This is a genomic window from Jannaschia sp. W003 (assembly GCF_025144335.1).
GTDB lineage: Bacteria > Pseudomonadota > Alphaproteobacteria > Rhodobacterales > Rhodobacteraceae > Jannaschia.
Genome location: NZ_CP083539.1, coordinates 1,025,710 through 1,038,917, shown reverse-complemented (window position 1 = coordinate 1,038,917; position 13,208 = coordinate 1,025,710). Strand labels below are relative to the sequence as shown.

Annotated in this window: 10 protein-coding genes; 6 read left to right on the top strand and 4 right to left on the bottom strand. The window is 66.3% G+C overall.

Annotated elements, in window-relative coordinates; genetic code table 11:
• The first annotated feature begins 10 nt into the window (after positions 1 to 10).
• The 6 genes from K3554_RS04995 to K3554_RS04970 are packed head-to-tail and all read left to right on the top strand — an operon-like array spanning position 11 to position 6,477.
• A complete protein-coding gene (locus tag K3554_RS04995) occupies positions 11 to 832 on the top strand; it encodes an ABC transporter permease (RefSeq protein ID WP_259944360.1) in 822 nt (273 codons plus the stop codon).
• A complete protein-coding gene (locus tag K3554_RS04990; RefSeq protein ID WP_259944353.1) occupies positions 829 to 1,905 on the top strand; it encodes an ABC transporter ATP-binding protein in 1,077 nt (358 codons plus the stop codon). Before K3554_RS04995 ends, K3554_RS04990 begins: the two co-directional genes overlap by 4 nt.
• Positions 1,902 to 2,900, top strand: coding sequence for an ABC transporter ATP-binding protein (locus K3554_RS04985; RefSeq protein ID WP_259944349.1), 999 nt, complete (start codon positions 1,902 to 1,904; stop codon positions 2,898 to 2,900). Before K3554_RS04990 ends, K3554_RS04985 begins: the two co-directional genes overlap by 4 nt.
• A complete protein-coding gene (locus K3554_RS04980) occupies positions 2,897 to 3,658 on the top strand; it encodes an SDR family NAD(P)-dependent oxidoreductase (RefSeq protein ID WP_259944347.1) in 762 nt (253 codons plus the stop codon). Before K3554_RS04985 ends, K3554_RS04980 begins: the two co-directional genes overlap by 4 nt.
• Positions 3,646 to 4,890 (top strand): MFS transporter, encoded by a 1,245-nt coding sequence (locus K3554_RS04975; RefSeq protein ID WP_259944344.1) that lies wholly within the window; start codon positions 3,646 to 3,648, stop codon positions 4,888 to 4,890. Before K3554_RS04980 ends, K3554_RS04975 begins: the two co-directional genes overlap by 13 nt.
• A 12-nt stretch (positions 4,891 to 4,902) precedes the next feature.
• Complete coding sequence (locus tag K3554_RS04970) at positions 4,903 to 6,477, top strand: gamma-glutamyltransferase family protein (RefSeq protein WP_259944337.1); 1,575 nt, start codon at positions 4,903 to 4,905, stop codon at positions 6,475 to 6,477.
• 103 nt (positions 6,478 to 6,580) lie between these two features.
• On the opposite strand, the gene K3554_RS04965 is transcribed toward K3554_RS04970, so the two are convergent.
• From K3554_RS04965 to K3554_RS04950, 4 genes are all read right to left on the bottom strand, one after another.
• Complete coding sequence (locus tag K3554_RS04965; protein ID WP_259944331.1) at positions 6,581 to 7,201, bottom strand: VPLPA-CTERM sorting domain-containing protein; 621 nt, start codon at positions 7,199 to 7,201, stop codon at positions 6,581 to 6,583.
• Positions 7,202 to 7,363: 162 nt separating this feature from the next.
• The gene (locus tag K3554_RS04960) at positions 7,364 to 8,524 is read right to left on the bottom strand and encodes a hypothetical protein (RefSeq protein WP_259944324.1); all 1,161 of its coding nucleotides are present in this window, start codon (positions 8,522 to 8,524) and stop codon (positions 7,364 to 7,366) included.
• 879 nt (positions 8,525 to 9,403) lie between these two features.
• On the bottom strand, positions 9,404 to 10,651 hold the full coding sequence (locus tag K3554_RS04955) for a DUF2252 domain-containing protein (RefSeq protein ID WP_259944316.1): 1,248 nt from the start codon (positions 10,649 to 10,651) through the stop codon (positions 9,404 to 9,406).
• 329 nt (positions 10,652 to 10,980) lie between these two features.
• The gene (locus K3554_RS04950) at positions 10,981 to 13,182 is read right to left on the bottom strand and encodes a helix-turn-helix domain-containing protein (RefSeq protein WP_259944313.1); all 2,202 of its coding nucleotides are present in this window, start codon (positions 13,180 to 13,182) and stop codon (positions 10,981 to 10,983) included.
• Positions 13,183 to 13,208 lie beyond the last annotated feature (26 nt).

Sequence of the window (13,208 nt, the reverse complement as noted above, 5' to 3'; positions counted from 1 at the left end):
CGGACGCCTCATGCAAGATCGGGCCGCGGCGATCGGCACGCTGATCATCGGCGCGCTGGTCTTGGTCGCCATCCTCGCGCCCTGGCTCGCGCCCTATCCCGATGACGTCGCGGCCTTCCACCTGACCCAGCGGCTCCAGCCGCCCTCCGCCGAGCACTGGTTCGGCACCGACCGGATGGGCAGCGACGTGTTCAGCCGGCTGCTGTTCGGAGCCCGCATCACCATCACCATCGCCGTGATCGCCGTGGGCGTCTCGGTGCTGATCGGCGTGCCGATCGGGCTGGTTGCCGGCTACTATGGCCGATTCACCGGGGGCGTGCTGATGCGCACCTCGGACGTATTCCTCGCGGTGCCGCAGATCGTACTCGCCATCGCCATCGCTCAGACGCTGGGACCCTCGGTCGAGAACGTGATCCTCGCCCTGTCGCTGACCTACTGGCCGTTTTGGGCGCGGCTGGTCTACGCCGAGACCCGCGCGCTCAAGAGTCAAGTCTTCGTCGAGGCCGCGCAGGCGCTCGGGGCCTCGGACCTGCGGGTGATGGTGCTGCACATCCTTCCCAACACCCTATCGGCGATCATCGTGCGCACGTCGATCGGTATGGGCGCCACTATCCTCACCGCCGCCGCGCTCGGATTCCTCGGGCTCGGCGCACCGCCGCCCGCGCCGGAATGGGGCCGTACCATTTCTGAGGCGCGCGAGTTCCTGCCCGAGGCCTGGTGGTACGCCGCCGCACCCGGCCTCGCGATCTTCCTCGTGGTGATGGGTTTTAACCTTTTGGGCGATGGCCTGCGCGACATTCTCGATCCAAAGCTGCGGAGGGGCCGCCGATGACCGACCACCTGCTCGAGGTCGACGGCCTGAGCCTCGGGTTCGAGGGCGAGGCCGGCTTCGCCCACATCCTCGACGGCGTGCGCCTCGCAATGCGGCCCGGCGAGATCCGCGGTCTCGTGGGCGAGTCGGGCTGTGGCAAGACCACGCTCGCCAACGCCATCCTCGGGGTGCTGCCCCGGCATACGCTTTCGGTTCGCGGCGGCACGATCCGCTTTCGCGGCCTCGACATGCTCGACCCCAGCGCGGAAGGCGAGCAGGCACGGGTACGGGGCCGCAACGTCACCTTCATCCCCCAGGACCCCTTCACCTCGTTCAACCCGGTCTTCACCATCGGCCAGCAGATCGACGAGTTGATGAAGTGGAAGTCGCCCGACGCCGATGGCATGCCCCGCGGCCCGGCCCTTCTGGCCCGCTATCCCCGCGCTCGGCGCCGCGCCGACAGGGTACGTGTTCTCGAGACCCTGGCCGCGGTGCAACTGCCCCAGCCCGAGCAGATCCTCCGCAAGTACCCCCACGAGGTTTCGGGCGGACAGCGCCAGCGACTGATGATCGCCATGGCGCTGCTGCCGGAGCCCGACCTCATCATCGCCGACGAGCCGACCACCGCCCTCGACGTGACCATCCAGGCCCAGATCCTCGGCCTCCTGCGCCGCCTTGCGGCCGAGCGGGGCGCGGCCGTTCTGCTGACCACCCACGACCTCGGCTCGGCCTACGAGATCTGCGACAGCATCACGGTGATGTACGCCGGGCAGGATGTGGAGTCGGCCCCGGTGGACGACTTCTTCACCGCCCCGCATCACCCCTACACGGGGCGCCTGCTGGCCAGTCGCCCCGAGGGTTCGGGCGGCATGACCGGCATTCCCGGCGAACTGCCAAGCTTCTACGCGCCGCCGCCGGGCTGCCGCTTTGCACCACGCTGCACGCGCGCCACCGGAGAGTGTGCGGCGCGTCCCGAGCGCAGTCACCCGGGCCCGGGCCACGTGGTGCGCTGCTATCATCCGCTCGAGGCCCGCGGTGCGGAGGCCGCGGCGACTGAAGCGGTGCAGGACGAGCCGCGGGAGGCCGCACGATGACCGACACCCCGATCCTGAGCACCCACGGCCTCGAGTGCCGCTTCCCGATCAAGGGCCACTTCGGGCGCACCACGGGCGAGATCCGCGCCCTCGATGGCGTGACCTTCGACCTGATGCCGGGCGAGATCCTCGGCCTTGTAGGCGAGTCGGGCTGCGGCAAGTCCACGCTCGGCAAGACCATCATGGGCATCCAGGCCCCCACCGCCGGGCGCATCGTCTTCGATGGTCACGACATCGCGGGGCGTAGCCCCAAGGAGGCGCGTGCTCTGCGCCGACGGCTGCAGTACGCCTACCAGGACCCGGGGGCCTCGCTCGATCCGCGCTGGCGCATCGGGCGCTCGCTCGAGGAGCCGTTGGTGATCCATACCGACCTGCCGAAGGCTGAGCGCCGCCGGAAGGTCGAGGAGGTGCTGGTGGCCGTTGGCCTGCCGGCCACGCACATCGAGCTGTTCCCGCACGAACTCTCGGGCGGCCAGCAACGGCGCGTCGGGCTGGCGCGGATCCTGATGCTGAACCCCGAGGTGGTGATCCTCGACGAGCCCACCGCCGGGCTCGACGTCTCGGTGCAGGCGACCGTGCTGTCGCTGTTTCGCGACCTGCGCGACACCTTCGACCTGACATACATCTTCATCAGCCACGACCTCTCGGTGGTGCAGCTGATGTGCCACCGGGTGGCGGTGATGTATCTCGGGCGGATCGTCGAGATCGGGCCGACCGAGGATATCATGACCCGGCCGACGCATCCCTACACCCAGTCCCTGCTCGCCGCGATCCCGCGCATCGGCGGCCCGCGGGTGACCGAGACGTTCTGGCTCGAAGGCGAGCCGCCCGACGCCAGCCGCCTGCCGGTCGGCTGCCGTTTCCAGGGGCGATGCCCCCACGTGCAGCCGATCTGCCGCGACATCGATCCGCCCGACCGGCGTGTCGGCGACCAGTTCTCGGCGTGCCACTTCGCTGGCGAGATCGAGGCCCCCGTGGCTTTGGAGAACGCATGAGCCATCTGGAGGGAGCGAACCGGATCGCCCTTGTCACGGGAGGCGGACGGGGCATTGGACGCGGCTGCGCCCTGGAGCTGGCTGCCCGCGGCTGCAACGTGGCCCTCGTGGACCTGATCCCCGAGGATCTCGACCGGACGAAGGGCGAGATCGAAGCGCTGGGACGCCGCTGCCTCGCCTTCGAGGCGGACGTGTCCGACCACGCCCGCGCCCGCGCGGTTGTGAGCGCCGTGGACGGGGCATGGGGCGGGCTCGACATCCTGTTCAACAATGCCGGCCGCTCCATGCCCAAGGGCATCGAGGAAATCGAGGAGGCCGAGTTCGACCGGACGGTCGCAATCAACCTCAAGGGTGCGTTCAACTACATCCAGCCCGCGGTGCCGCTGATGCGCCGGCGCGGCGGGGGCCGCATCGTCAACATGTCGTCGGTGAACGCGCATACCGGGGGCGTGACCAGCGCCGTGAGCCGGTTTGCCTACACTGCTGCCAAGGCCGGCATCCTCGGAATGACCAGGGCGCTGGCCAAGGAGCTGGGGCCGGACATCCTCGTGAACGCGATCTGCCCCGGCATCATCAAGACCGAGCGCTCCAACGACATGATCCGCGCCCGCGAGACCGAACTGGTGCAAGGCATCACCCTTGGGCGGACGGGCACTCCGGCAGACGTGGCGCAGGTGGTGGCGTTTCTCGCGCTTTCGGAGCCCTGCTTCCTGACCGGGCAGGACATCACGATCGACGGCTTTCAGTGGGTGATCTGAGGCCGGCCGGTCCGCAGCCCGCGGTCCCCGCCGCCCGCGGCTGGATCGGCCTCGTTGCCGCCGTCACCGCGCTGCAGGCGGTGCTGAGCCTGCTGGTACGCGTGCCCCCCCTGTTTGGCCTCCCGCTCACCGCAGCCGCAGGGATGCCGCCCGAGGCGGTGGGCCAGCTCGCCGCTGCGACGAGTGCGGGCAGCATGGCTTTCTTTCTTTGGGGACCTACGCTGCTGCCCGGGATGGGGCCGATGGCGCAACTGCGCATCGGTTGCGTGGTTGCCGCGGTCGCGCTGGTGGCCTGCCTGTCGGGAGTCTGGCTGCCGATGCTGCTGGCCGCCTTCGTGATCGGCTTGGGCTATGGCCCCTCCACCCCGGCGGGCAGCGAGATTCTGATGCGGGCAGTACCCCGCGGACGGCGGGCTACGATCTTTTCGGTGAAGCAGGCCGGCGTGCCGCTCGGCGGGGTGATCGCTGGAGCACTGCTGCCGCCTGTGGCCCTGCACCTCGGTGGAGTGAGTGCGGCGGTGCTCGTGGCGGCAGCCGTCGCAGTGGGCGTCGCGCTCCTGCTGGTCCGCCACCGCGACCCCACCCGTCCCTCCGCGCGGCGCATCCCGAACGGCGCCGCGCTCCTGCGGGCGCCGGTTGAACTGCAGCAGCTGATCGTCCGCACCCCGCGCCTGCGCCGTCTTGCTCTGGCCGGGTTGGGCCTCGGAGCCGCGCAGGGCGTGACTCTGAGCTACTTCCCCGTGTATCTCAGCGATGCCGCCGGGTGGTCGATCGCCGCCGCCGGCCTTGCCTTCGCCGTCCTTCAGGCCGCCGGCATCCCTGGCCGCATCGCCGTAGGATGGCTCGCGGACCGGGGCGGAGATGCGGAAGGAGCCCTCGGTTGGCTGGCAGCCGCCTCGGCTGCGACGATGCTGGCGCTCGCCACCTTCGGCCCCGCGAGTCCCGACTGGTGGGTGCTACTCGTCGCCGCCGTGGCCGGGCTCACCGTGGTGTCCTGGAATGGTGTGTTCCTCCTCAGCCTCGCCGAGGCCGCCCCCGAGGGCCGCGTCGGAGAGAGCACCGCAGGCGGCACCTTCGTGCTGTTTGCCGGCTACGTGGTCAGCCCGATTGCTGCACAGGCGGTGTTCGTCCTGACGGGGGGCTACACGGGCGTGTTCGTCGCCACCGCACTCGCCCCGGCGATGGCCGCGCTGCTGACCCTGCGCCGCCCCCGACCCGATTTCCGCCGCTAGGAGGCCCGACCCATGCACAACTTCTCGATTACCCAGCGCATCCGCAAGCACGTGCGCCAGAGTGCCTGCGGCGTGGTTGCCGCCCAGCACAAGATCGCTGCCCGCGTCGGTGCCGAGGTGCTGCGCGACGGCGGCGATGCGATCGACGCTGCGGTTGCCGTCTCGTTCGCCATCGGGGTCGTCGAGCCCTGGATGAGCGGCCCCATGGGCGGGGGCATGATGACGGTCTGGCGCGACGGCGCCGAGGCGGCGGAGTGCATCCGCTTCGGCATGCGCTCGCCGCGCGCGCTCGACCCTGCCGACTACCCGATCGAGCGGGGACGGAAGGCATCCGACCTGTTCCCCTGGCCGGCGGTGGAGGGCGACCGCAACATTACCGGCGCCACGGCGGTGGCCGTGCCTGGCACCGTGGCCGGCATGGCGTTGGCCCACGAGAGCTGGGGCACGCGCCCCTGGGCCGAACTTCTCGCTCCCGCCATCCGCCTCGCTAAAGAAGGGATGCAGATCGACTGGTACGCCTCGCTTCTGATCGCCTCGGCCGCGCGAAACCTCGCGGAGGATCCGGATGCGGCGGCAATGTTCCTCGTGAATGGCTGCTGGCCCGTCGTTGCCGGTTGGACCACGCTTTCGGACGCCCGGCTTGACCAGTCCGCCGCCGCCTCTACGCTTCAACGCCTGGCCGACGGGGGGAGCGCGGACTTCTACCGGGGAGACGTCGGCGCGGCGCTCGTGGCCGACGTGAGAGCCAAGGGCGGGAGCCTGTCCGAGGCGGATCTCGCCGCCTACCAGGCCACCCGCGCGCCCGCGATCGCCCACGCTTATCGTGGGGGCCGCGTGATGGCGCCCTCGGGATTCTCGGCCGGACCTGATCTCGTTCACGCTCTGACGCTGATGGAGGCCCGGTTCGAGCCTGGCCCGCGGCCTGACGGCGTTTCCTACTCCGCCATAGCTGGTGCGCTCTTCGAGGCTTACAGCCATCGCCTTGCGACCGCAGGCGACACCGGCGAGGACGAGCGTGTCCCGGCCTGCACCACCAGTTTCAGCATCGTCGATCGGCGAGGCAACATGGTTGCCGTCACCCAGACACTGTTGTCGATGTTCGGTGCTGCGATCGTCTCGCCCCGGACCGGCTACCTCATCAACAATGGCATCATGTGGTTCGACCCCGAGCCGGGAAAGCCGAACTCATTGGGGCCGGACAAGGCCTGCTTAATGAATGTTTGCCCCACTCTGGGCGAAGGCCCTGCGGGACGCTTCGCCATTGGAGCTTCGGGCGGGCGCAAGATCATGCCCGCGGTCACCAACCTGACGTCGTTCCTTCTTGATCACGGCATGGACCTCGAGACCGCGTTTCATCAGCCCCGGATCGACGTTAGCGGGGGCCAGAGTATCGTGGCCGACGAAGCCTTGCCGCCCGAGGTCCACGCGGCGCTGGAAGCGGTCGCGCCCGTATCAACGGCTCCGCGCACACCTCACCCTTATCCGTTCGCGGTTCCGGCGGGTGTGATGCGACGCGGGGGAATAAACGCGGGCTGCACCGAGATCACCACGCCTTGGGGCGACGCGGTGCACGAGGACGAGGTCTGATCCGGGGAGCGGGAAGCTCCGCTCCCGGATGCCGCGTTAGCTAAAATGGCAGCAGTGCCCTCAGTGCGTAGCACAATTCGAAGGCGGTGTTTCTTGAATACCCTTACCTTTCAATCGCACGCTTCCGTCGCCGGACGAATATCATCGAAGCGAACGCACCGATTAGCAGTGGCATACCTGCAGGAAGCGGCACTGGCGACAGGGACGGCACCTCGGGCTCTCCTCCTATCGCCTTAATGTTGGCGACATCGACAAAGATTGGAACAGTTGTCTGCAAGGGTCCAAAATTAGGGACATCGACAACCGCATCGATGCTGCCGAACGCTTCCAATCTGTCGAGAACCGCGCCCTCTCCGCTTACCGAAAACTCGATCGTCCCGACGCTGAGAACGGTGGACGCGGTTGTGCCCAAGCCAAACGATGCTCCATTGGTTGGGGTGAACGTGATCATATCGTCGATGACTGCGCCGTCCGCGTCGAACGTACTATATTCTAGCGTGTCGCCATTTTGTATTGGCCCCAAGTCTCCAAAAAAGAAGTTGAACTGCTGAAACTGGCGCGCGCCAGTGGAGAGTATCGGGAAGTTGGTTGCCGGATCGGGCTCCGCCATCGACAGGTCGAAGCTTCCTCTGTAGGTCACGCCGCCTTCAAGGACGGTCGCCGCAGAAGCCGGCCCGGCGAATGCCACAGTGAGAAGGAACGCAGAGAGAGATCGATTAAACATGTCAGGTATCTTCTCTTAAAACACAAGTTCTGGATCCGGGATCACCACCAAGCTTTGTCGAAACCCGATCCGACGGACCAAGCCTAGGCAGCGCCGGGAGCGGTCCGCATGACCCAAATGGGGGTGCGCGTTAACTTTCTTTTCGTGCTTCGGCCATATTCTTCACCGTGGCCTAGGAACGTCCCCCACCGGCACATGACTAGCCATCGCCAGCCGCAGCAGGTCGAGCCGGGAACGACAGGCTAGCTTTGCGGAGGCCGACTTGATCTGGCCGCGGGTCGTCTCCAGCGCTGTGCCGCGCCGGCCGGCGATTGCGTCTGTGTCATGCCCCCGGACCAGAAGATCACAGACGTCGAGTTCCGCCTCTGTCAGCACGTCGAACGCTTCGAGGTTCCGTCCGCTGATCCGGTCCCCGTCCTCGGGATCGACGATCAGGACCATCACCAGGGCGCTTGGACCGAGGTGGTCAGATCTGACCGGAGCCGCCTTCACCACCAAGGGCAGCATCCCGGACCGGCGCGGGATCGTCATCGTGAGGGTATCGAGGCAATCGTTGATGCGTAGGGCCTGTGCGAGCGTTCGCCGCAATTGATGTGTCCCGTTCTCGGTGGTCGCAGACAGCAGGCCCGCGTGCACGACGAGTCCGTCCCGCTCCCGCGCGATCTGGTGGAAGCGCGGATTGGCCGTGACGATCCGGCCGGCGCCGGTGCAGAAGGCCGCGCCGAAGTCGAGCCGGTCGAAGAGCGTCATCAGCGTAGCGTAGCTTCGGGAGAGGGCTGCCACGACGCGCCCGCCTTCCAGGGTTCGCGCAAGAATCGACCACAGGAATGGTGCGGTAGCCATCGCCATACACTTCTCGCCAGGAGCATGCCACTCATGGGCGATGGCGCAGTCCAGGAACGGCCCGAATGCGTTGAGCTTCATGGCGCTGCGCGACCGTGAGCCCGAGACGGCGAGCAGCTGTTCGCGGAAGATGTTCTTGGGAACCGGGTCCTCTGCGGGGAGGCCGTAGACCTCCGGCTCCCCCAGAACTTGGCCGGCTTCGCTTCGGGCGATCACCTCATAGGCGCGGTGGTCCTCACGTGCCTCGCCCGAATGGAACATGCGCCGAAGCGGCGCGGCCCGGTCCGATCGGATGGCGGCGGAGGCGTGCAGGACAGGCGCGGCCCTATTGGAGAAGTCGTAGGGAAAGAGCATGAACGCGCCGACGCCGAGATGGTGGGCGATGCGGTCGCATAGGTGGTCCCAGTGATCCGGCCGCGTCGTCGCCTCGATGGCAGCCAAGGCAATTTCTACGGTCGCGTCGGCAGAAAGTTTGTCCATCAAAGCAGGACGGTATCACGCCGTGCGTGATTGACTAGCCGTAATTCTTCTGCGAGAGCCGCCAGCCCCAATCGACTACTTTGCCGTCGGTCCGTCCCCCACCGGCACCTAGCTGGCTATCGCCAGCTGCAGTAGGTCGAGCTGGGAGCGACAGGCCAGTTTCGCGGTGCCCAAATTGATCTAGCTGCAGATGGTCTCGACCGACGTCTCGCAACCTTCGGCGATCGCGTCCGTGCTATGGCCTTGTATGAGAAGGTCGCAGACGTCCAGCTTGGTCGGGGACAGCACGTCGAAGACGGCGAGCCCACAGCTGGAGCCAGCCGCTTTCCTTGGAGCGACAATCAGGAACATGATCAGCAAGCCGACGCCAATCTGGTCAGACCGTATCGGCGTCGCCCGCAAGATTAGGGAAGACGCTCCGATTCTCGGCGCAGCGTGAGGACCATCGCATTGGCCCGACCGTCGGACCGCACCGTCTCCTCAAGCGCACGTCGTATCTCCGCCATACCCGCGGTGGCCATGGGCGTCAGAACAGCCCCATCCACAGCGGTCACGGTCGCGGGTCATCTCACGGAACGCTCGATTGGCCGTTATCCTCGGAACTAAACAGATAGACCTGTTCCATGTCGCGCAGAGAAAACAAGGCTTTCTAAAAAAATTCTCAAGAACACGTCGCGGAACCTGATAGGCCCTTCCGGCTGAACGTTCCGAACCCGGACCGCCAGATGAGCGCCGTCGATCCGAATCGCGCCAGCCGTGGCCGTCGCGCACATGCCGGCGCCGCTGTCGTGCTTCGGTGACTCATGGGTCCAGAGCTGTCGCCGGGGGCGATCTCCTCGCCCTGGGCCGCTGCCTCTCCCGTTCCCAAACCGTCGCATTCTAACGAAAGGCTTTGTCCGTCTGGAAGAAAGCGCCAAGCTTGTGATCGGCCTTGAAGAACTCCTGGTCACGCTTCGTTCGCTCGGCTGCAAGTTCCGCAAAGCGGACCATGTCCTCGACGAACAGCTTCTTGGGTGTCGTCACCTGCACGATCGAAAGCTCGACGTCGTAGTCGATTTCGCCGAGGTCGTCGGACAGCGCGTGCGCCTGCGCCAAGGCGGCGCCGCAGGCCTTCGCGTAATCCTTCCACGTGCCGTAGGACAGGTCGTCCAGATCGATGTCGTCGCGGAACGGGGCGCGCTCGCGGCCCATGTAGCTGGCATCGCCGATGTCCACGGCTCCGAAGATATCGCCATGCGCGAGATGCACCGCCTGACCGTGCTTGATCCGATCGGCCTTGCCGCCCCTCGCCCCGAAGTCGGACGGGGGTGTGAGGCCGTCGAGCGCCGAGCGGCGGGCGCTCTTGAACTCGATGATGATGTCGTCGGTCGCGTCCTTGGACCGCCCCTCGATTAACACGTAGTAGCGCGGCAGGCCGAGCGGCGCCGTGCCCTGGCCGTGCCGCACACAGACGTCCTTAACCTTGAGCTCACCCGCCCGGTCGGGGGCGTCGATGCCGTTGGACCTCGCCAGGTCGTCGACCGCCTTCTGGAACGTAGCGATCTCGCCCGATAGGGGTTGAAGCTGGTCGTCCGAGCGGAAGCCGCGCCCGTTCTCCCGCAGGTAGTCGTCCCAAAGCCAGGACCTGCGGCGCTCGTCGGCCTGCTCGAAGAGGCGCACGATCACCTCGGGGGAGTTGTCGCGCCGCCAAGCCTCGTTGCGCTCCGTGGCATCGACCGCGTAGGCCTTCATCGCCTTGCGGTATCCTTGGACGAACTTCCGGACGATCTTGCGACGTCGCTTGCGTTTCAGGCCGCCCACTTCCTGGGCCTCAATCCAGAAGCCGACGATGCCGCGTTTGATCTCCCAGGTGAAGGGCGCGTAGATCGTTTCGTCGAAATCGTTGACGCCGAAGATGGGCGCGCCGTTGCGATCGGGCATGATGCCGAAATACTCCGGATGCACGTCGCCCAACGCCGGCACGGTCGGCATGTGCCCGTCCTCGCCGACCATGTCGCGGTAGAACAGCAGCGCGGTGCCGCGGAAGAAAGAGAACAGGCTGTCGGCCAGCTTGTCGAACTTGTCCTGCGTGCCGCTGGCCCTGTGCTTGATGCGCGTCTTGTGATCCTCGCGGATGGTGGTGCGCACGTGGAGGCGCCGGTCATCACCTGTCTGGAGCTTGGGCGGGACGGAAGCGCCATGTTGAGCAATCCTCTTGGCGAGTTCGGCGTATCGGTCGACCTGAGAAGCGGCCTTCCGGGCCCCTTGGGTCCGCAACGTCCTTTGAGCCATCGCTCCGCCTCCTCAAAGGGCCGAGTTGGCCTGCACCTTCTGCGAGGCGCACCCCATTCTACAGATATAGGCTCGTTAATGATCAGAACCGTTCGTTATCGCCGTAGTCAAAAACGTATGAGTTTTGTTTTCCCTTGTAACAAAGTTGGGTGCGGTTCGGCCACCAGCGCCGAACCGCACGATGCTCAGGCCGAAGCAGTCGATGGGAAGGCCAAGACGTTCTCATCCTCTGAGTCAGAGGTATCCCCAGGCTCATGCTCCTGGGTTAGTTGCATGAGGGGCGCGATTACTGAACGATCCCAGAGTGCATTCAATCTCTTGTCGAGGGTTTCCTTGAGGTCCGGGCGGGTGTCGCCGAACCAGGTGCGCAGGTGCTCTTCTATCCGGTTCTTGAACCCCGGCCCCCTGCCCCACTCCGAGGCGCAGTCGTTCCAGACGGGATCTTGGGTCAACGGCTCGCGGTAAATCTCCATGGCGATCCGCTGCGCGCCGTCGAGGAAGTTGCGCCGCGAGGCCTCGGCCACCGCGCCAATCTGGTCCACCGAGTGCTTGGCCAGCACCAGGTCTTCGTCGGCCTTGAGCTCATTCACATGGCCCTCGATCTTGGCGAACCAGTCCCGCGACCGCAGCCGCGCATCGCGCGCCGCGCCGACGCCGATCTGGTGGACGATGTTGAGACCGTAATACTCGCCGTTCCGCCGCGTCGCGGCCCACAGGGTCGAGGCGTAGCGGACCCCGTGCACCGTGCTCAGAACCTCCTCGTAAGCGTGCCGCTCCCGTGCCCCGAGCTTTCCGTTCCCTCGAAGAAACGTGTTGAGCCGCCGGGCGACCTCCTCGATCGCCGCCGTGACCGCGTGCTTCTCGTGGTTCTCGATGATCTCAGTTGCTGCGTCGCACAGATCGAATAGCCGCTCGGACACCGTCTCGCGCATCCGCGAGAGCTGCCCGAACAGATCGGCGCGCACCTGAGCCGCCGTGTCGCTCTCCACGTTGAAGAAGAACACCGGCACGTCGCTCAAGTCTTGGCTGTTGAGCTTGTTGGTGACCTCCTCGCCCTTGAGCGCGTGGCCCTCTTCTTCGTTAAGGACGCGCTCGCCAGTATCCGAGTTGACCTCCAACGCCTCGCCCGAGCGCGGCAAGGACAGGATCGCGATCTTGCCGGTGTCGAACCGCTCCGAGAAGGTCTGCTTCATGTGCTGAAGCAGCGCTTGGGACGTGGTGTCCGGGGCGCTCTCGAACCGGCAGCACAGCACCACGGCCGTGCGCGGGTCCTTCAGCCGGTGATCCAAATCCTCACGAACCGCCACGTCCTCGACGCCCTTGGTGTCGACGACGGTGATTTCGAATTCGCCGAAGCTCTTGCCGAAATCCGGAACGATCAGGCCGATGCTCCGGGGCATCGGCACGTCGCTCATCCGGCCGTTGTTCACCGCCCGGAAGGTCTCGCGCATCCACTCCGACGGGTGCTTGCGGGTGCCGCTCTCGTACCAGATTTCTGTGGTGGTCCGTTCGTCGAGCTTCATCGCCCCCAGCACCCGCGCCCGGAACTCGTCCTCGGCCTGGCAGTCCGCGATCACCTCGTGGATCGGATCGGTGTAGTGCGGCTTGCCGTCGACCATGGTCCGCTTGCGCACCAGCCTCGACATGTTCCGGATCGCCCGCTCGACCTCGCGGCTCACCTGCGGGGTCTCCGCCTGATCCCCCTCCTTCCGGTGCGCCATGGCCCATTTCGCGGCGCAGAAATCGGCCACCAGATCGGTCAGGTCAGCCGCGTCCATCGCCGTCACCGATAGGCCGAACTCCGGACCGCTTTTGATATGGACCTCGCAGATCGTCGTGCCGCCGGCCCCGGTTTCCAAAACCGGCCGGTTGATGTTGCGATCCTCGGCCTTCGCCGGGACCAGCAGGTCGAAGATAAAGCTGATTGCTGTCGATTTGCCGACGCCGATATCGCCGATGAAGGCGACGTTGTGCTTGAGCCGGGTCAGGAAGCTCGACGCCCGCAGCAGATCGCCCTTCCGACGCTCTAGCTGACGGCGCAGCGGCCAAGGCTGCTCTTCGTCGCCAAGAAAAGCCTCGATCTTCTCAAGGGTCTCTTCGGCGATCTCAACCGACGCCCGCTCCGGGTTCCAGTAAGATGGCGGCTCGATGAACCGCCACTCGCGTTCCATGAACCTCAGAAAACCGCCGGCTTCCTCCGAGCCGAGCGCCGACAGAGCCCCAAGCGCGCGCCTGATCTCATCAGGCGCGACCACCTCACCCTTTTCCATCCGCGACAGGCGGCTTTGATCGACCCCCGCCTTCTTCGCCACGTCCGATTGCGTCGCGCCTAGGGCGCTTCGCAGGCGAGCCACCGCGCCCGCCGTTCTCGTAATTTGCATGTCCATCACCGCATCCTCCGCTTGTCAGCATA

What these genes read in the sequence shown, in the direction of transcription:
- K3554_RS04990 (WP_259944353.1), top strand. Translation starts at nt 829, where the DNA reads ATGACCGACCACCTGCTCGAGGTCGACGGCCTGAGCCTCGGGTTCGAG.
- K3554_RS04960 (WP_259944324.1), bottom strand. Translation starts at nt 8,524, where the DNA reads ATGGACAAACTTTCTGCCGACGCGACCGTAGAAATTGCCTTGGCTGCC.
- K3554_RS04995 (WP_259944360.1), top strand. Translation starts at nt 11, where the DNA reads ATGCAAGATCGGGCCGCGGCGATCGGCACGCTGATCATCGGCGCGCTG.
- K3554_RS04950 (WP_259944313.1), bottom strand. Translation starts at nt 13,182, where the DNA reads ATGGACATGCAAATTACGAGAACGGCGGGCGCGGTGGCTCGCCTGCGA.
- K3554_RS04985 (WP_259944349.1), top strand. Translation starts at nt 1,902, where the DNA reads ATGACCGACACCCCGATCCTGAGCACCCACGGCCTCGAGTGCCGCTTC.
- K3554_RS04970 (WP_259944337.1), top strand. Translation starts at nt 4,903, where the DNA reads ATGCACAACTTCTCGATTACCCAGCGCATCCGCAAGCACGTGCGCCAG.
- K3554_RS04965 (WP_259944331.1), bottom strand. Translation starts at nt 7,201, where the DNA reads ATGTTTAATCGATCTCTCTCTGCGTTCCTTCTCACTGTGGCATTCGCC.
- K3554_RS04980 (WP_259944347.1), top strand. Translation starts at nt 2,897, where the DNA reads ATGAGCCATCTGGAGGGAGCGAACCGGATCGCCCTTGTCACGGGAGGC.